Raw genomic sequence first — 18,308 nt, 5'->3', positions numbered from 1 at the left:
GCCGCACACCGCGCGCCAGTTGAGGACCACGTAGTCGCCGACGGCGACGTTGGTGACGCCCTCGCCGACGGCGGAGACCACGCCGGCGGCCTCGTGGCCCAGCAGGAACGGGAACTCGTCGTTGATGTTGCCCTCGCGGTAGTGCAGGTCGGTGGCGCACACCCCGCACGCCTGCACGTCCACGAGCGCCTCACCCGGGCCGGGGTCGGGGACGATGATCGTCTCGACGGTGACCGGAGCACCCTTGCTGCGGGCGACGACGCCCTTCACCTCATGGGCCATGGCGCTGGATCTCCTCTCTGGGGATGTGGGGACGACACGTCCGGCCTCCCTGCAGGGCCCGCCGCGAGCGTGCGAGTGGTGTGGGGCAGGGAGGTCCTCTCACGGACCTCTTGACCCCCGCCGAGACCCACCCTACGGTGTTGCACGACTGATATACCAGTCTTCGGCTCCATTTCATGACAGAAGGGACCCCGGCATGGTCGTCCAGGTTGAAGCCGCTCCGGACCGCGTCCTCGACCGATCGCTGGGAGACACCGACCCGGAGGTCTTCGCGGCGATCTCCGCCGAGCTCACCCGGCAGCAGACCACCCTGGAGATGATCGCCAGCGAGAACTTCGCCCCGGTGGCGGTCATGCAGGCCCAGGGCTCGGTGCTGACCAACAAGTACGCCGAGGGGTACCCGGGCCGGCGCTACTACGGTGGCTGCGAGCACGTCGACGTCATCGAGCAGCTGGCCATCGACCGGCTGAGGGCGCTGTTCGGCGCCGAGTACGCCAACGTCCAGCCGCACTCGGGCGCGCAGGCCAACGCCGCGGCGATGTCCGCCCTGCTCGAGCCCGGCGACACGATCCTCGGCCTGGACCTCGCCCACGGCGGTCACCTCACCCACGGGATGAAGCTCAACTTCTCCGGGAAGCTCTACGACGTCGCCGCGTACCACGTGGGCCGCGAGGACCACCGGGTCGACATGGCCGAGGTCGAGGAGCTGGCGCGGGAACGGCGGCCCAAGCTCATCGTCGCGGGCTGGTCGGCCTACCCCCGCCAGCTGGACTTCGCCGAGTTCCGCCGGATCGCCGACGAGGTCGGGGCCTACCTGATGGTGGACATGGCCCACTTCGCCGGTCTCGTCGCCGCCGGGCTGCACCCCTCGCCGGTGCCGCACGCGCACGTGGTCACCTCGACCACCCACAAGACCCTGGGCGGCCCGCGCGGCGGGGTCATCCTGGCCACCGCCGACCTGGCCAAGAAGTTCAACTCGTCGGTCTTCCCCGGCCAGCAGGGCGGCCCGCTCGAGCACGTGATCGCCGCCAAGGCGGTGGCCTTCAAGCTGGCCGGCGAGCCGGCCTTCCGCGAGCGCCAGGAGCGCACCCTCGCCGGCGCGCGGATCCTGGCCGACCGGTTGCTGGCCCCCGACTCGCGTGCGGCGGGCATCGACGTGGTCAGCGGCGGCACCGACGTCCACCTGGTCCTCGTGGACCTGCGGGAGTCCGCCCTCGACGGCCGGCAGGCCGAGGACCGGCTGCACGCCATCGGCATCACCGTCAACCGCAACGCCGTGCCCTTCGACCCCCGCCCGCCGATGGTCAGCTCCGGTGTCCGCATCGGCACCCCGGCGCTGGCCGCCCGCGGCTTCGACCTCGACGACTTCGCCGAGGTCTCCGACGTCATCGCGGCCGCGCTCCGGCCCTCGACCGGGGACGACGAGCTCCCCGGGCTCCGCTCGCGGGTCACCCGGCTCGCCGACCGCCACCCGCTCTACCCCGACCTGACGGAGGTCTCCCGATGAGCCCCCGCACCCCCGGCGCCGACCTGCCGGACCACCCGGACGCCCTCTGGCGCGACGCGGAACCGAAGCGCTCCTACGACGTGGTGATCGTCGGCGGGGGCGGGCACGGCCTGGCCACCGCCCACTACCTCGCCAAGAACCACGGCATCACCAACGTCGCGGTGCTGGAGAAGGGCTGGCTGGCCGGCGGCAACATGGCCCGCAACACCACGATCATCCGGTCCAACTACCTGTGGGACGAGAGCTCGGCCATCTACGAGCACGCGCTCAAGCTGTGGGAGGGGCTCGAGGAGGACCTCGACTACCCGATCCTGTTCAGCCAGCGCGGCGTGCTCAACCTGGCCCACACGCTGCAGGACGTCCGGGACAGCGTGCGCCGGGTCGAGGCCAACAAGCTCAACGGGGTCGACGCGGAGTGGGTGGAGCCGGACGAGGTCCGCAAGATCTGCCCGATCGTCAACACCTCGGGCGACATCCGCTACCCGGTCCTGGGGGCGACCTACCAGCCGCGCGCCGGCATCGCCAAGCACGACTACGTGGCCTGGGGCTTCGCCCGCCGGGCCTCCGAGGCCGGCATCGACCTCATCCAGGACTGCGAGGTCACGGGGTTCACCACCGACGGCGACCGGGTCACCGGGGTGCAGACCAGTCGCGGCACCATCGCCGCCGGCACCGTCGCGCTCTGCGCGGCCGGCCACACCTCGGTGCTCACCGACATGCTCGGCATCCGCGTGCCGGTGCAGAGCCACCCGCTGCAGGCGCTGGTCTCCGAGCTGCTCGAGCCGGTGCACCCCACCGTGGTGATGTCCAACGCCGTGCACGTGTACGTCTCGCAGGCGCACAAGGGCGAGCTGGTCATGGGCGCCGGGGTCGACTCGTACAACGGCTACGGCCAGCGCGGGGCGTTCCACATCATCGAGCGGCAGATGGCCGCGGCCGTCGAGCTGTTCCCCGTCTTCGCGCGGGCGCACCTGCTGCGCACCTGGGGCGGCATCGTCGACACCAGCCCCGACGCCTCGCCGATCGTGGGGCGGACCCCCTACGACAACCTCTACCTCAACTGCGGCTGGGGCACCGGCGGGTTCAAGGCCACCCCCGGCATCGGCTGGGCCCTGGCCGCCACCATCGCCTCCGGCGAGCCCCACCCGACCGTGGCGCCGTTCAGCCTCGACCGCTTCGTCACCGGCGCGCTCGTCGACGAGCACGGCGCTGCCGCCGTCGCCCACTGACCCCAGGGAGTCCCCGTGCAACTCATCCCGTGCCCGTGGTGCGGCCCCCGCGAGGAGGTCGAGTTCTCCTACGGCGGCCAGGCCCACGTCCCGTACCCCGACAGCCCCGCCGAGCTCTCCGACGAGCAGTGGGCGCACTACGTCTTCTTCCGCGCCAACACCAAGGGCCGCTTCGCCGAGCGCTGGAACCACAGCGCCGGCTGCCGCCGCTGGTTCAACGCGATCCGCGACACCGCCACCTACCGCTTCGAGCGCGTCTACCGCCTCGATGACCCGAAGCCGGTGACCTCATGACGACTCCGTTCCGCACGCCCGAGGGCGGCCGCATCGACCGCGCCACCACCGTCGAGTTCACCTTCGACGGGCAGCGGCTGACCGGCCACCCCGGCGACACGCTGGCCTCGGCGCTGCTCGCCTCCGGCCGGCACCAGGTGGCCACCAGCATCAAGCTCGGCCGGCCGCGCGGCATCGCCGCGGCCTGGGCCGAGGACCCGGGCGGCCTGGTGCAGATCGAGGAGCCCTTCCCCGAGCCGATGCTGCTGGCCACCACCGTCGAGCTGTTCGACGGCCTGGTCGCCCACGGCCTGCCGGGGCAGGGCCGCCTGGCCGACGTCCCGGACTCCGCGCGCTACGACGCCGTCCACCACCACGTCGACGTCCTCGTCGTGGGCGCGGGGCCGGCCGGGCTGACCGCGGCGCTCAGCGCCGCCCGGGCCGGCGCCCGGGTGGCGCTGGTCGACGAGCAGTCCGAGGCGGGCGGGTCCCTGCTGTCGGGCACCGACCGGCTCGACGGCGTCCCCGCCCTGGACTGGGTGGCGGACGCGGTCGCGGAGCTGTCCCGCCACCCCGAGGTGCTGCACCTGCAGCGCACCACCGCCTTCGGCAGCTACGACGACGGCTTCGTCCTGGCGCTGGAGCGCCGCACCGACCACCTCGGCGCGGCCGCGCCCAAGCACGTCTCGCGGCAGCGGATCTGGCGCATCCGGGCGCGGTCGATCGTCGTGGCGACCGGAGCCCACGAGCGGCCGGTCGTCTTCGCCGACAACGACCGCCCGGGCACCATGCTCGCCGGCGCCGCCCGGACGTTCCTGCACCGCTACGGCGTGCTGGCCGGCCGCGAGGCCGTCGTCTTCACCACCAACGACAGCGCCTACGACGCGGCCCTGGACCTGTCCCGCGCCGGTGTGCGGGTGCAGGCGGTGGTCGACGCCCGGCCGGAGGGCTCGCCGCGGCGGCGCGAGGAGTGCGAGCGCGCGGGCATCCGGGTCCTGGACGGCGCCGTCGTGACCGGCACCCAGGGCGTCGAGCGGGTCACCCACGCGCTCGTCGCCCCGCTCGCCGGCGGGGAGGTCGGCGCGAGCAGCGCCATCGCCTGCGACCTGCTCCTGGTCAGCGGCGGCTGGAACCCCGCGGTGCACCTGTTCAGCCAGGCCCGCGGCCGGCTGCGCTACGACGACGCCCTCGGCGCGTTCGTCCCGGGGGAGGAGCTCGACGGCCTGGCGGTCGCGGGCTCCGCCGCCGGCGTGCTCGACCTGGCCGGCTGCCTGGCCGACGGGCAGCGGGTCGCCCGCGCGGCGCTCACCGCACTGGGCACGGAGCCGGCGGGGGAGGACCGGCTGCCCGGCGCCCCGGAGCCCGTCGCCCCGACCGCGCCCCTGGTGCTGTGGCGGGTGCCGGACACCGCCGGGGGCAGCACCTCGTTCGTCGACCTGCAGCGCGACGCCACGGTCGCCGACATCACCCGCGCGGTCGGCGCCGGCCTGCGCTCCATCGAGCACGTCAAGCGCTACACGACGATCGGGACGGCGCACGACCAGGGCAAGACCTCCGGCGTCCTCACCTCGGGGATCGTCGCCGAGCTCCTGGGCGTCCCGGTGCAGGACACCGGGACCACCACGTTCCGGCCGCCCTACACCCCGGTCGCCTTCGCCGCGCTGGCCGGCCGTGACCGCGGCCGGCTCTTCGACCCCGAGCGGGTCACCGCGCTGCACGAGTGGCACGTCGCGGCGGGGGCGGTCTTCGAGGACGTCGGCCAGTGGAAGCGGCCCCGCTACTACCCGAAGCCGGGTGAGGACATGGAGGCGGCGGTCCTGCGCGAGTGCGCCGCGGCCCGCACCGGCGTCGGCATCCTCGACGGCTCCACCCTCGGCAAGATCGACGTCCAGGGCCCCGACGCCGCCGTGCTGCTGGACCGGCTCTACACGAACCTGATGAGCAGCCTGAAGGTCGGCTCGGTCCGGTACGGCGTCATGTGCGGCGTCGACGGCATGGTCATCGACGACGGCACGGTGCTGCGCCTGGCCGAGGACCGCTTCCTCGTCCTCACCACCACCGGCGGGGCGGCGAAGATCCTCGACTGGATGGAGGAGTGGGTCCAGACCGAGTGGCCGGACCTCCGCGTGCACTGCACCTCGGTCACCGAGCAGTGGTGCACCTTCCCCGTCGTCGGCCCGCGCTCCCGCGACGTCGTCGGCGCGCTGTTCCCCGACGTGGACGTGTCCAACGAGGCGTTCCCGTTCATGACCTGGCGGGACACCACCCTGGAGGGCGTGCCGGTCCGGCTGGCCCGGATCAGCTTCTCCGGCGAGCTGGCCTTCGAGGTCTACGTCAGCCCCTGGTACGCGGTCGCGGTGTGGGAACGGCTGCTCGAGGCCGGCCGGCCGTACGGCATCACGCCCTACGGCACGGAGACCATGCACGTGCTCCGCGCGGAGAAGGGCTACCCGATCATCGGGCAGGACACCGACGGCACCGTCACCCCGCAGGACCTGGGCATGGCCTGGGCGGTGTCGAAGAAGAAGCCCGACTTCGTCGGCAAGCGCAGCTTCGCGCGGCCGGCCAACCAGGACCCGCTGCGCAAGCAGCTGGTCGGGCTGCTGCCGGTGGACCGGGAGACCGTGCTGCCGGAGGGCTCGCAGATCGTCGAGTTCCGCACCGACGGTCAGCTGCCGCCCCCGCCGGTCCCGATGCTCGGGCACGTCACCTCCAGCTACCGCAGCGCCGAGCTCGCCCGCCCCTTCGCCCTCGCGCTGGTCAAGGGCGGCCGCGAGCGCATCGGCGAGACCGTCCACGTCCCCGTCAACGGCACCCTGGTCCCGGTCGAGGTCACCGGGTCGGTGCTGGTCGATCCCGAAGGAGCCCGTCGCGATGGCTGAGCTGCTGCGCACCCACCCGCTGGAGGCCTGGAGCGCCACCTTCGAGCGGCTGCCCGATCCGGTCGGGATCACCGTCGAGCCGTTCGTCGCGATGGTCGACGTCCGGCTCGGCGAGGTCGACGCGCAGGCGTCGGCGGCGCTGGGCGTCGACCTGCCGACGACCCCCAACACCTGGGTGCCGGCCGCTACCGGGCGGGCCGTGTGGCTCGGCCCGGACGAGTGGCTGCTCACCAGCACGACCGAGACGCCCGGGGAGCTCGAGGCCCGGGTCCGCGCCGCGGTGCTGCCGCTGGGCGGGTCGGCGACGGACGTCTCCGCCCAGCGGATCGGCCTGCGGCTGACCGGGGCGCGGGTGCGCGACGTCCTGGCCAGGGGCTGCTCGATCGACCTGCACCCGCGGGTGTTCGGCCGCGGCAGCAGCGCGCAGACGGTGCTCGGCCAGGCCGGCGTCGTCCTGCTGGCCCTGTCCGACGCCGGCGACGACTACGCCGTCCTCGTCCGGTCCTCCTTCGCCGGCTACCTCGCCGACTGGCTGCTCGACGCGGCCCTCGAGTTCACCCCCACCACCCACGACCGCTGACCGTCCCGTCAGTCAGGAGCGAAGCAATGTCCACCACCCCTCGTGTGGTCATCATCGGAGCGGGGATCGTCGGCGCCAACCTCGCCGACGAGCTCACCGCCCGCGGCTGGGACCGCGTCACCGTGGTCGACCAGGGGCCCCTCCCGCTGACCGGGGGCTCCACGTCGCACGCCCCGGGGCTGGTCTTCCAGACCAACGCCTCCAAGACGATGACGGCGTTCGCCAGCTACACGGTCGAGAAGCTCAAGGCCATCGACGTCGACGGCGCCTGGTGCTTCAACCAGGTCGGCGGCCTCGAGGTCGCCACCACGCCGGAGCGGCTGGCCGACCTGCACCGCAAGCAGGGCTGGGCCACCTCCTGGGGCGTCGAGTCCCAGGTGGTCGACGTCGACGAGTGCGTGCGGCTGCACCCGCTGGTCGACCGCGAGCGGATCCTCGGCGGCCTGCACATCCCCTCCGACGGCCTGGCCAAGGCGTCGCGGGCGGTCGTGGCGCTGGCCCGCCGCGCCGAGGCGCGCGGCGCCCGGTTCCAGGGCTCGACCCGCGTGACGGGCATCGAGCAGACCGGCGGCCGGGTCACCGGCGTCCGGACCCCGGACGGCGTCATCCCCGCCGACCTCGTCGTCTCCTGCGCCGGCTTCTGGGGACAGGAGCTCGGGGCCATGGTCGGCATGGACGTGCCCCTGCTCCCGCTGGCCCACCAGTTCGTCTGGACCGGCCAGGTGCCGGACCTGGTCGGGCGCAACACCGAGCTCACCGAGGCGAGCCTGCCGATCCTGCGCCACCAGGACCAGGACCTGTACTACCGCGAGCGCGTCGACTCCCTGGGCATCGGTTCCTACGCCCACCGGCCGATGCCGGTCGACCTGCGGGAGCTGCCGCAGGGCGACGGCGTCCGGGAGGAGTCGATGCCCTCGATGCTGCCCTTCACCGAGGAGGACTTCGCCGCGCAGTGGGAGGAGAGCCAGCTGCTGCTGCCCTCGCTGCGGAACTCGAAGATCGACTCCGGCTTCAACGGCGTCTTCTCCTTCACCCCGGACGGCGGCCCGCTGGTCGGGGAGTCCGCCGACGTCAAGGGCTTCTGGATCGCCGAGGCGGTCTGGGTCACCCACTCCGCCGGGGTGGCCCGGGCGGTTGCCCAGCTGCTCGTCGACGGGCGCAGCGAGGTCGACCTGCACGGCTGCGACGTCCACCGCTTCGAGGAGGTCCAGCTCGCGCCGGAGTACGTGAGCGAGACCTCGCAGCAGAACTTCGTCGAGATCTACGACGTGCTGCACCCGCTCGAGCCGCGGCAGTCCCCGCGCGACCTGCGGGTCAGCCCGTTCCACGCCCGGCAGCAGGAGCTCGGCGCCTTCTTCCTCGAGGCCGGGGGCTGGGAGCGGCCGCACTGGTACGAGGCCAACGCCGCCCTCGTCGACGAGCTGCCCGCGGAGTGGGTGCCGCCGGAGCGCGACGCCTGGGCGGCGCGGTACTGGTCCCCGATCGCCGCCGCGGAGGCGTGGAAGACCCGCACCGCCGTCGCCATGTACGACATGACGCCGCTCAAGCGGCTCGAGGTCAGCGGTCCCGGGGCCCTCGACCTGCTGCAGCGGCTGACGACGGGCCAGATGGACAAGTCGGTCGGGTCGGTCACCTACACGCTCGCCCTCGACGAGGCCGGCGGCATCCGCAGCGACCTCACCGTGGCCCGGCTCGGCGAGCAGCTGTTCCAGATCGGGGCGAACGGCCCGCTCGACCACGACCACCTCCGCCGCGAGGCGCCGGAGGACGGCAGCGTGCAGATCCGCGACATCACCGGCGGCACGTGCTGCATCGGCCTGTGGGGGCCGCGGGCCCGCGACCTCGTCCAGCGGCTCAGCGCCGACGACTTCTCCAACGACGGGCTGAAGTACTTCCGCGCCAAGCGGGCCCGGATCGGGGGCGTGCCGGTGACGGCGATGCGGCTGTCCTACGTCGGCGAGCTGGGGTGGGAGATCTACACCAGCGCCGACAACGGCCAGCGGCTGTGGGACGTGCTGTGGCGTGCCGGCCAGGACCTGGGCGTCGTCGCCGCGGGCCGGGCGGCCTTCAACAGCCTGCGGCTGGAGAAGGGCTATCGCGCCTGGGGCCACGACATGACCACCGAGCACGACCCCTACGAGGCCGGTCTCGGCTTCGCCGTCCGCAAGCAGAAGGACGGCTTCGTGGGCAGCGCGGCCGTCGCCGGGCTCAGCGACGACACGGTGAGCCGCCGGCTGTCCTGCCTCACGATCGACGACGGCCGCAGCGTCGTCCTCGGCCACGAGCCGGTCCTCGTCGACGGCCGCCCGGCCGGCTACGTGACCAGCGCGGCCTTCGGGCACACCGTCGGCCGGCCGATCGCCTACGCCTGGCTGCCCGCCACGGCGACCGTCGGCACGCAGGTCGAGATCGAGTACTTCGGCACCCGCGTCCCCGCGACCGTCACCGCCGAGCCCCTCGTCGACCCAGAGATGGCCCGCATCCGCGGCTAGTGCCCTGACCACAGCCCGTGCGTCCGACGGACGCGCAACGGTTCGTGCACCCATCGTGGCCCGGCGCCCGGCCGGGCCACGATGAGGGCACGCCACGCCGCGCGCGTCGGCGGTCGACCACTCCGCGCAGGGATCAGTGGTCACCGCACCGGACGTCGCCCTCCCCCCACCCGCCACCCGCTCCGGGTGGTGCCGGGGAGGGCCGCCCCGCCCCCGTCATCCGTGGAAGGACCCGCCCGTGCGCACCGACACCATCGAGACCTTCCTGGCGCAGCTCGCCGCCAGGGTGCCCGCCCCGGGAGGCGGGGCCACCGCCGCACTGCACGCCGCCCAGGCAGCCGCCCTGGTGGCGATGGTCGCCCGCTACAGCGACTCGGCGCGGTACGCCGAGCACGCCGAGGAGATCGCCACCGTCACGCACACCGCGGACCGGCTGCGCGAGAACGCGCTGGGCCTGGCCGAGGAGGACGCCGCGGCCTTCACCGCGGTCACCGAGGCCTACCGGCTCCCGAAGGGGACGCCGGACGAGGCCGCCGCTCGGTCCGCGGCGATCGCCCAGGCCCTGGTCGCGGCGGCGCACGTGCCGGCGATCGTGATCGCCGTCGCCGAGCAGGTGCTGGGCCTGGCCGAGCAGCTGCTGCCGATCGGCAACCGCAACGTGGTCAGCGACGTCGCGGCCGCCGCGGAGGCGGCCCGGGCGGCGGCCACGACGGCCCGGGTCAACGTCGAGATCAACCTCGGCGGCATCAAGGACCCGACGGCCCGGGGCGAGCTCGCCGCCGTCGTGGACACCGTCGACGACCTCGTCCTGCGCGCGGAGAAGGTCACCGCCGCCGTCCGGGACGGGCTGGTCCGATGACCGCGACGCTGAGCGGGACCGAGCTGGCCGCCGCCCTCCGCGCCGAGGCCGCCGCCGCGGCCACGGAGCTGACCGCGGCCGGGACCCCGCCCCGCCTGGCCGTGGTCGTCGCGACGGCGGACGAGTCCAGCGCCTGGTACGTCCGCTCCATCGCGCGCGCCGCGGAGCGGACCGGCATCGCCTGCTCGGTCGTCGACCTGGGGGAGACGGCGACGCCGGACCGGATCCGCGCCGAGCTCGCCGCGCTCAGCGCCGACCCCGCGGTGCACGGCATCATCCTGCAGACCCCGCTGCCCGCCGGCGCGGTGTTCGAGGACCTCGCCGCGGCGATCGACCCCGCCAAGGACGTCGACGGTGCCAACCCGCTCAGCCTGGGTCGGCTGGCCGCCGGCCTGCCCGCCCATCCACCGGCGACCGCGGAGGCGGTGCTCGCGCTCCTGGACGCCCACGGGATCCCGCTGTCCGGGGCGCACGCGGTCGTGGTGGGCCGCTCCACCGTCGTCGGCAAGCCCGCGGCGCACCTGCTGCTGCAGCGCGACGCCACCGTGACGGTCTGCCACAGCCGCACCAAGGACCTCGCCGCGGTCACCCGCACGGCGGACGTGCTCGTCGCGGCGGTCGGCCGGCCGGAGCTCGTCACGGCCGAGCACGTCGCCGAGCACGCGGTCGTCGTCGACGTCGGGACCAACCCGACGGCCGACGGCGGGCTGGTCGGGGACGTCGACGCGGGCTCGGTCTCGGGACGGGTCACCGGCCTGACCCCGGTGCCCGGCGGCGTCGGGCCGGTCACCACCGCCCTCCTGCTGCAGCACACGATCCGGGCCGCGCGGCCCTGACCGCTCCCGGGCGGGACGGCCGTGACCCCGCCGCCCCGCCGTCGGGACCACATCGATCGGAGCACCCTCATGACCGGCACGGCTGTGGCGGAGCGCACGACGGCGGGCGCCGGCGCGGCGCCCGCCCTCCGCCGGGCGCTGGCGACGCGGCAGCCCGTGGTCTGCGGCATCCTCAACGTCACGCCCGACTCGTTCTCCGACGGCGGGCGGTTCGACGGCCTCGAGCGGGCCGTCGAGCACGGCCGCCGCCTGGCGGCCGAGGGGGCCGACCTCATCGACGTCGGCGGGGAGTCCACCCGGCCGGGCGCGCGGCCGCCGGCCCTCGCCGAGGAACTGGCCCGCGTCGTCCCGGTCGTCGAGGCACTGGCCCGGGAGGTCCCCGTGCCGCTGTCGGTGGACACCTCACGTCCCGAGGTCATGGCAGCCGCGGTGGCCGCCGGCGCGAGCATGGTCAACGACGTGCGGGCGCTGCAGCGGCCGGGCGCCCTGGAGGCCGCGGCACAGCTCGGCGTCCCGGTGTGCCTCATGCACATGCAGCGCTCGCCGGACACCATGCAGGAGGACCCGCACTACCGGGACGTCGTCGCCGAGGTGCGCGCCTTCCTCACCGGGCGCATCGGCGCCTGCCTGGACGCCGGTGTCCGCCCGGAGGACCTGGTGGTCGACCCGGGGTTCGGGTTCGGCAAGACGCCGGCGCACAACGTCGCGCTCCTGGCGTCGCTCGGCACGTTCACCGGGCTCGGCGTCCCGGTCATGGTGGGGCTGTCCCGCAAGTCGGTGCTGGGTCAGCTGACCGGGCGGGCCGTGGGGGAGCGGCTGCCCGCCTCACTGGCCGCGGCGCTCGTCGCGGTGCAGCGGGGAGCGTCGGTGCTGCGGGTCCACGACGTCGCCGCCACGCGGGACGTCCTGGCGGTCCTGGACGCCGTCGGCCCCGTGTGAGGCCGGCACCCCGGTGGGACGGGCCTGCCGGGCGGACCGGGCACGTTCTCGCGGTGTCCTGCCTGTTCTCGCGGTGGTGCAGCGCCGCGGGCGCGCGGGGAACGCCGCGAGAGCGTCAGCGGGGCAGGAGGCCGTTCCTCAGATCACCGCGCGGATCGCCTGCTCGAAGCCGAGGACGTGCTCACGGGCGAGGTCGTCGGCCCGGTCGGCGTCGCCGGCGGCGATCGCCCGGAGCAGCGCCACGTGCTCGCCGACGTGCTCGTCGACCGTGGGCAGGCGGTCCAGGAACAGGCAGAAGATGCGCGTGGCCAGGTTGTCGTAGCGGATGAGGACGTCCTCGAGGTGCGGGTTGCCGGCCGCCCGGTAGATGGCGCGGTGCACCGCGAGGTCCCAGCGCATCAGCTCCGCGGGGTCGATCCCGGTGACGTCCAGCTGCTCGATGCCCGTGGCCAGCTCGTCGAGCTCGCCGTGGCCCACGCGGGCGGCCCGCTCCGCGGCCCGACGGGCGGCCAGGGGCTCGAGCTGGGCACGGATGTCCGAGATGTGTGCCAGGTCGGAGATGTCCATGCCGGTGGCGAACGTCCCCCGCCGCGGGTAGGACACGACCAGCCGGTCGCCCTCCAGCCGCTTCAGTGCCTCGCGCACCGGCGTCCGGCCCACGCCCAGGTCCTTGGCCAGCTCGTCGTCGTCGATCGGGTCTCCCGGCCGGATGGCCAGCATGATCAGCCGGTCCCTGATCGCCACGTAGGCCTTGTCCGCCAGCGACGTGGCGGCGGACGGGTCGAGCTCCAGCGGTGCGAGGGTCACGAGCAGATCGTAGAGGTTGACCGCCGGCAGGCCTTGCCTCTCGAGGGGGATCGACATACCGTCATCGTACTACTGATATACCAACTGTGTACCTGTACCGCGGTTGGTTCGCGTCACAACTGCGGCACGAGGAGGCACCGGGTGACCATCAGCGCCTTCGACCTGTTCAAGGTGGGCATCGGCCCGTCGAGCTCGCACACCGTCGGCCCCATGCGGGCCGCCGCCACCTTCGCCTCCCGCCTGCGGGAGGAGGGGGTGCTCGCGCGGGTCGCCGGGGTCCGGTGCGAGCTGTTCGGGTCGCTCGGGGCCACCGGGCACGGCCACGGCAGCGTCAAGGCCGTCGTCCTCGGGCTGGAGGGCGAGCAGCCCGACCTCGTCGACCCCGTCGCGGCCGGCCCCCGGGTCGAGGCCATCCGCCGGGAGGGGAAGCTGCGGCTGGCCGGCGAGCACCCCATCGCGTTCGCGGTGGACGACGACGTCGTGCTGCACCGGCGCAAGCGGCTGGACTTCCACAGCAACGGGATGCTCTTCGTGGCCGTCGACGCCGACGGGGCGGAACTCACCCGGCGCGAGTACTACTCGGTGGGCGGCGGGTTCGTCCTCGACGAGGACGAGGCCGGCAACCCGGTGATCGTCGAGGACGCCACGCCGGTGCCGTACCCGTTCCGCACCGGCGAGGAGCTGCTCGCGCGCACCCGGGAGACGGGCCTGCGCATCAGCGACGTGGTGCTGGCCAACGAGCTCGCCTGGCGCAGCGAGGCCGAGGTGCGCGCCGGTCTGCTGCACGTCTGGGCGGTCATGCAGGAGTGCGTCGAGCGCGGCACGCGGACCACCGGCGTCCTGCCCGGCGGCCTCCGGGTCCGCCGGCGCGCGGCCGCGCTGCGCGCCCAGCTGGAGGAGCACCCGGACGAGGCCGACCCGCTGCGCGCCATGGAGTGGGTCACCCTCTACGCCCTGGCCGTGAACGAGGAGAACGCCGCCGGCGGGCGGGTCGTGACCGCGCCGACCAACGGCGCCGCCGGGATCGTGCCGGCCGTCCTGCACTACTACCGCGACTTCGTCGGCACCTTCTCCGACGACGGGGTGGTGCGCTTCCTGCTCACCGCCGCGGCCATCGGGCTGCTGTTCAAGGAGAACGCCTCCATCTCCGGCGCGGAGGTGGGCTGCCAGGGCGAGGTCGGCTCGGCCTGCTCCATGGCCGCCGCCGGCCTGGCCGAGGTCCTCGGTGGGACTCCGGAGCAGGTGGAGAACGCCGCCGAGATCGGCATCGAGCACAACCTCGGCCTCACCTGTGACCCCGTCGGAGGCCTCGTGCAGATCCCCTGCATCGAGCGCAACGCCGTCGGCTCGGTCAAGGCCATCACCGCGGCGCGCATGGCCGTCCGCGGCGACGGCCGGCACCACGTCCCGCTGGACAAGGCCATCAAGACCATGCGCGAGACCGGCGCGGACATGAAGGACAAGTACAAGGAGACCGCCCGTGGCGGGCTGGCGCTCAACATCGTCGAGTGCTGAGGAGGCACCCGTGTCCCATCCCTACACCCTCACGCTCAGCTGCCAGGAGCGCCCGGGCATCGTGCACGCGGTCAGCTCGTTCCTGTTCGAGCACGGCTGCGACATCGTCGAGCACCAGCAGTTCGACGACGCCCTCCGCGGCCAGCTGTTCCTGCGGACGGCGTTCGTCTGCTCCCAGGAGACCGACGCCGAACGCCTGGCCGCGGAGTTCGGTGCGGTGGCCGAGGAGTTCGGCATGACCTTCGACATCACCGGCGAGGAGCCGCAGCGGGTGGTGGTCATGGTGTCCAAGCTCGGCCACTGCCTCAACGACCTCGTCTTCCGCTGGCGGGCCGGCAGCCTCGGCGCCGAACTCGTCGCCGTCGTCTCCAACCACGAGGACCTGCGCCCGATGGCGGAGGCGGCCGGGTTGCCCTTCCACCACGTGCCGGTGACGCCGGCGACCAAGCGCGAGGCCGAGGCCCGGCTGCTCGAGCTGGTCGACGAGCACCGCGCCGACCTGGTCGTGCTCGCGCGCTACATGCAGGTGCTCTCCGACGAGGCCTGCTCCGCCCTGCACGGCCGGGCCATCAACATCCACCACTCCTTCCTGCCGGGGTTCAAGGGCGCCAAGCCCTACCACCAGGCCTTCGACCGCGGCGTGAAGCTGGTCGGCGCGACCGCCCACTACGTGACCCCCGACCTGGACGAGGGGCCGATCATCGAGCAGGAGGTCATCCGCATCGACCACACCTACGACCCGCGCGCCCTCGCCACCGTCGGCCAGGACGCCGAGGCGCTGGCGCTGTCGCGGGCCGTCCGGTGGCACAGCGAGCGGCGCGTGCTGCTCAACGGCCACAGCACCGTCGTCTTCCGCTGAGCCGGCTGCCCTGATGGCGCCCGTCGCGGCTCCGGCGTCCCCGGCCGCGCTCGAGCGGGTCCACCGGTACCTGTACGAGGAGCTCGGGCCGCAGCGGGGACCGGCCGGCGCGGGCCCGACCCGCGCCCGGGCCCTGTTCAGGGCACTGGGAGATCCGCAGGACCGCTTCCGCGCGGTCCACGTGGCGGGCACCGCCGGCAAGGGCTCGGTGAGCACGTTCGTCGCGAGCCTGCTGCGGGCGCACGGGTTCCGGGTCGGCACCCACCTCTCACCCCACGTGTACAGCGTGCTGGAGCGGTTCCAGCTGGACGGGCAGCCGGCGCCGGCCGGGCTCGTCGACGCGGAGCTGGACCGGATCCGGCCGGCCGTCGAGATGGTCGAGCGGAGCGGGCACGGGCGGCCGTCCTTCTTCGAGGTCACCAACGCGATCGCGTTCGGCCTGTTCGCCGACCGGGTCGACCACGGGGTCGTCGAGACGGGGGTCGGGGGCCTGCTCGACTCCACCAACGCCATCTCCCGGGCCGACAAGCTCGCGGTGATCACCCCGATCGGCCTGGACCACCAGGACCTGCTCGGGCCCACGCTGGAGGAGATCGCGGCGCAGAAGGCCGGCATCCTGCCGATCGGCGGACGTGCCGTCGTCGCCCGCCAGCCGGGCGCCGGGGTGGCGGACGTGCTGACCGCCGAGGCGGTCCGCCGGGGGTGCGGCCTCCGGTGGGTGGACACCGGCGCGTCCGCGGGGCCGGCCCGGACCGGGCCCGGCGGCACCGAGCTGCGCCTCCCGGGCCGGCCGCCGCTGCCCCTGGGGCTCACCGGGCGGCACCAGGCGGGGAACGCCCACCTGGCGCTGCGGGCCGTCGAGGCGATCGCGGCCCGCGACGGGTGGGCCCTCGACGCGGACGCCGTCCGCCTCGGGCTGCGCAGCGCCACGCTGCCCGGCCGCTTCGAACGCCGGGAGGTCGCCGGCCGGCCCGTGGTCCTCGACGGAGCGCACAACCCCATGAAGCTGGCCGCGCTGGTGGCGACCCTGCGGGAGGTGCACCCCGGCGCCCGGTTCCCGTGGGTGTTCGCCGTCAAGCAGGACAAGGACCTGCGGGCGGCCCTCCGGGTCATCGCGCCCACGGCGTCGCTGGTGGTCGCCACGCAGTTCGCCACCGCGCAGGGCGACCACGCCGCCGGCACCTCCGTCCCCGCCGAGCGGGTGGCCCGGGCGGCCGCCGAGTGCGGGATCGCGGCACTGGTGGAGGAGGACCCGCCGGCTGCGGTGCTCCGTGCCGCGGAACGGGCCGGGGCCGGTCTGCCGGTCGTGGTCAGTGGCTCGTTCCACCTGCTCGCCGCCGTGTCGCCGGGGAGGGCGGCACCGTGAGGCCCCGGACGCCGTGGGCCCGCTTCGACGACCTGCGCGCCGGGACCGCCGTCCGGTGCCCGCCGCCCCACCGGGTGCTGGTCGCCGAGCGGCCCGGGGAGGTCCTCGACGTCCTCGCCGAGGTGGAGCGGGCGACCGACGCCGGGGCGTGGGCCTTCGGGTACGTCGCCTACGAGGCCGCCGCGGGGCTGGACCCGCGGCTCCCCGTCCACGGGACCACGCCCCTGGGCGTGCCGCTGGTGTGGTTCGGGCTCTGCGACGAGCCCGTCCCGGTGCCCGTGCTGGTGGCGGCCGGGCCGGCCGCGACCGCCCGGTGGCGTCCCGCGTGGACGCCGGACGGGCACGCCGCCGGCGTCGGGGAGGTCCGGGATCGGATCGCCGCGGGGGACACCTACCAGTGCAACCTCACCGTGCGGATGTCGGGCTCGGTGACCGGGGATCCCGTGCACCTGTACCGGGACCTGGCGCTGGGGCAGCGCGGCGCGTACAACGCCCACCTCGACCTGGGCCGGTTCGCCGTGGCCAGCGCCAGCCCCGAGCTGTTCTTCGAGCGCCGCGGGGACGACGTCCTGCTGCGCCCCATGAAGGGGACGGCGCGGCGGGGCCGGGACGAGGCGGAGGACCGGTGCCTGGCCGACCGGCTGCGCGCCAGCCCCAAGGAGCGCGCGGAGAACGTGATGATCGTCGACCTGATGCGCAACGACGTCGGCCGGATCGCGGAGATCGGGAGCGTCGAGGTGCCGGCGCTGCTCACCGTCGAGCGCTACGAGACGGTGCTGCAGCTGACCTCCGACGTCACGGCCCGTCTCCGCCCCGGAACCGGCCTGGTGGAGCTGTTCCGGGCGCTCTTCCCCTGCGGCTCGGTCACGGGTGCGCCCAAGGCGAGCTCCATGGGCATCATCCGGTCCCTGGAACCGGACCCCCGGGGCGTCTACTGCGGAGCGATCGGCCTCGTGGGTCCACCGGACGCCCCGGTGCGGGCCCGCTTCAGCGTGGCCATCCGGACGGCGGTCGTGGACACGTCCACGGGGGAGGCCGTGTACGGGACCGGGAGCGGCATCACGTGGGGCTCGGAGGCGGCCGCGGAGCACGACGAGGTGCTCGCCAAGGCCGCCGTCCTGGCCGCCCGGCCCCGCGAGTTCGAGCTGCTGGAGACCATGCGACACGACCCGCGACACGGCCTGCGCAACCTCGACGGGCACCTGCAGCGGCTGGCCGCCTCGGCCGGGCACCTCGGGTTCCGCTTCGACGGGTCGCAGGCGCGGCGCCTGCTGGGCACGCGGCTGGCCGGGCAGCCGCCGGCGCGCGTCCGGCTGCGGCTCCGCCGGGACGGGACGCTCGCCGTCGACGTCGAGGCGCTCCCCGCCCTCCCGGCCGGACCGGTGCTGCTCGCCGTCGACGACGAGCCGGTCGACCCCGGGGCGGGGTGGCTCCGCCACAAGACGAGCCTGCGCGGCCCCTACGACCGGCGCCGCGGCCGGCGCCCGGACGTCGACGACGTGATCATGGTGAACACGAGGGGAGAGCTCACCGAGGTCACCCGGGCCACGCTCGCCGTGCGGATCGACGGGCAGTGGTGGACACCGCCGGTGGAGTCCGGCTGCCTGCCGGGCGTCGAGCGCGCGCGCCTGATCGCGGCGGGCCGGCTGCGCGAGCGGGTGCTCTCCGTGGCCGACCTCGACCGGGCCGAGGGGGTGGCGGTGCTCAGTTCGCTGCGAGGATGGCGCGCCGCGCGGCTGTGGACCGCGCCACGCAAGGTGCCCACGCCCGCCCGGACCGCGCCGGCATCGGCGCCGGCCGCGCTCGCCGCCCGGGGCTGAACCGCCCGGCGAGCCGGCGATCCGGCGGCAGGTGTGATCCACACCAATCCGGTGGGATTTGT

Annotated in this window: 15 protein-coding genes; 13 read left to right on the top strand and 2 right to left on the bottom strand. The window is 74.5% G+C overall.

The features are described 5' to 3' along the window. The coding region (locus tag ACI784_RS20470; protein ID WP_457014699.1) for an alcohol dehydrogenase catalytic domain-containing protein at positions 1–282 on the bottom strand (282 nt) is incomplete at its 3' end. 196 nt (positions 283–478) lie between these two features. On the opposite strand from ACI784_RS20470, the gene glyA reads away from it, so the two are divergent. The 9 genes from glyA to folP all read left to right on the top strand — a co-directional run bounded on the left by glyA (position 479) and on the right by folP (position 11,879). Next, the gene (gene glyA / locus ACI784_RS20465) at positions 479–1,789 is read left to right on the top strand and encodes a serine hydroxymethyltransferase (RefSeq protein ID WP_456925733.1); all 1,311 of its coding nucleotides are present in this window, start codon (positions 479–481) and stop codon (positions 1,787–1,789) included. Next, on the top strand, positions 1,786–3,018 hold the full coding sequence (locus ACI784_RS20460) for a sarcosine oxidase subunit beta family protein (protein WP_457014697.1): 1,233 nt from the start codon (positions 1,786–1,788) through the stop codon (positions 3,016–3,018). The genes glyA and ACI784_RS20460 overlap by 4 nt, the downstream gene beginning before the upstream one ends. Positions 3,019–3,033: 15 nt before the next feature. After that, positions 3,034–3,312 carry a sarcosine oxidase subunit delta gene (locus ACI784_RS20455; protein ID WP_456925735.1) on the top strand — a complete coding sequence of 93 codons (279 nt, stop codon included), beginning with the start codon at positions 3,034–3,036 and terminating at the stop codon, positions 3,310–3,312. Further along, positions 3,309–6,173: a 2Fe-2S iron-sulfur cluster-binding protein gene (locus ACI784_RS20450; protein WP_457014696.1), complete on the top strand. Its 2,865-nt coding sequence runs from the start codon at positions 3,309–3,311 to the stop codon at positions 6,171–6,173. Before ACI784_RS20455 ends, ACI784_RS20450 begins: the two co-directional genes overlap by 4 nt. After that, positions 6,166–6,753, top strand: a complete 588-nt coding sequence (locus ACI784_RS20445) for a sarcosine oxidase subunit gamma (RefSeq protein WP_457014695.1) — start codon at positions 6,166–6,168, stop codon at positions 6,751–6,753. The genes ACI784_RS20450 and ACI784_RS20445 overlap by 8 nt, the downstream gene beginning before the upstream one ends. A 26-nt stretch (positions 6,754–6,779) precedes the next feature. Continuing rightward, the gene (locus tag ACI784_RS20440; RefSeq protein WP_457014694.1) at positions 6,780–9,245 is read left to right on the top strand and encodes a GcvT family protein; all 2,466 of its coding nucleotides are present in this window, start codon (positions 6,780–6,782) and stop codon (positions 9,243–9,245) included. A 238-nt stretch (positions 9,246–9,483) separates the two neighbouring features. After that, a complete protein-coding gene (locus ACI784_RS20435; protein ID WP_456922824.1) occupies positions 9,484–10,104 on the top strand; it encodes a cyclodeaminase/cyclohydrolase family protein in 621 nt (206 codons plus the stop codon). Beyond that, complete coding sequence (locus ACI784_RS20430) at positions 10,101–10,940, top strand: bifunctional 5,10-methylenetetrahydrofolate dehydrogenase/5,10-methenyltetrahydrofolate cyclohydrolase (protein WP_457014693.1); 840 nt, start codon at positions 10,101–10,103, stop codon at positions 10,938–10,940. Before ACI784_RS20435 ends, ACI784_RS20430 begins: the two co-directional genes overlap by 4 nt. A 69-nt stretch (positions 10,941–11,009) precedes the next feature. After that, on the top strand, positions 11,010–11,879 hold the full coding sequence (folP, locus tag ACI784_RS20425) for a dihydropteroate synthase (protein WP_457014692.1): 870 nt from the start codon (positions 11,010–11,012) through the stop codon (positions 11,877–11,879). A gap of 138 nt (positions 11,880–12,017) precedes the next feature. On the opposite strand, the gene ACI784_RS20420 is transcribed toward folP, so the two are convergent. Beyond that, complete coding sequence (locus tag ACI784_RS20420; RefSeq protein ID WP_457014691.1) at positions 12,018–12,743, bottom strand: GntR family transcriptional regulator; 726 nt, start codon at positions 12,741–12,743, stop codon at positions 12,018–12,020. 84 nt (positions 12,744–12,827) lie between these two features. On the opposite strand from ACI784_RS20420, the gene ACI784_RS20415 reads away from it, so the two are divergent. Genes ACI784_RS20415 through pabB form a run of 4 tightly spaced genes read left to right on the top strand, consistent with a single transcriptional unit; the run spans position 12,828 to position 18,246 of the window. Next, the gene (locus ACI784_RS20415; protein WP_457014690.1) at positions 12,828–14,201 is read left to right on the top strand and encodes an L-serine ammonia-lyase; all 1,374 of its coding nucleotides are present in this window, start codon (positions 12,828–12,830) and stop codon (positions 14,199–14,201) included. A 10-nt stretch (positions 14,202–14,211) separates the two neighbouring features. After that, positions 14,212–15,060, top strand: coding sequence for a formyltetrahydrofolate deformylase (purU, locus tag ACI784_RS20410; protein ID WP_456922830.1), 849 nt, complete (start codon positions 14,212–14,214; stop codon positions 15,058–15,060). Positions 15,061–15,073: 13 nt separating this feature from the next. Beyond that, positions 15,074–16,426: a bifunctional folylpolyglutamate synthase/dihydrofolate synthase gene (locus tag ACI784_RS20405; protein WP_457014689.1), complete on the top strand. Its 1,353-nt coding sequence runs from the start codon at positions 15,074–15,076 to the stop codon at positions 16,424–16,426. Then, on the top strand, positions 16,423–18,246 hold the full coding sequence (gene pabB, locus ACI784_RS20400; RefSeq protein WP_457014688.1) for an aminodeoxychorismate synthase component I: 1,824 nt from the start codon (positions 16,423–16,425) through the stop codon (positions 18,244–18,246). The genes ACI784_RS20405 and pabB overlap by 4 nt, the downstream gene beginning before the upstream one ends. Positions 18,247–18,308: the final 62 nt, after the last annotated feature.

This window comes from Geodermatophilus sp. SYSU D01186, assembly GCF_054050215.1.
This window is presented reverse-complemented; position numbering and strand designations above follow the sequence as displayed.

Coding starts and splice junctions, on each gene's coding strand:
- glyA (WP_456925733.1), top strand. CDS start 479: ATGGTCGTCCAGGTTGAAGCCGCTCCGGACCGCGTCCTCGACCGATCG.
- ACI784_RS20460 (WP_457014697.1), top strand. CDS start 1,786: ATGAGCCCCCGCACCCCCGGCGCCGACCTGCCGGACCACCCGGACGCC.
- ACI784_RS20450 (WP_457014696.1), top strand. CDS start 3,309: ATGACGACTCCGTTCCGCACGCCCGAGGGCGGCCGCATCGACCGCGCC.
- ACI784_RS20445 (WP_457014695.1), top strand. CDS start 6,166: ATGGCTGAGCTGCTGCGCACCCACCCGCTGGAGGCCTGGAGCGCCACC.
- ACI784_RS20440 (WP_457014694.1), top strand. CDS start 6,780: ATGTCCACCACCCCTCGTGTGGTCATCATCGGAGCGGGGATCGTCGGC.
- ACI784_RS20430 (WP_457014693.1), top strand. CDS start 10,101: ATGACCGCGACGCTGAGCGGGACCGAGCTGGCCGCCGCCCTCCGCGCC.
- folP (WP_457014692.1), top strand. CDS start 11,010: ATGACCGGCACGGCTGTGGCGGAGCGCACGACGGCGGGCGCCGGCGCG.
- ACI784_RS20420 (WP_457014691.1), bottom strand. CDS start 12,743: ATGTCGATCCCCCTCGAGAGGCAAGGCCTGCCGGCGGTCAACCTCTAC.
- ACI784_RS20405 (WP_457014689.1), top strand. CDS start 15,074: ATGGCGCCCGTCGCGGCTCCGGCGTCCCCGGCCGCGCTCGAGCGGGTC.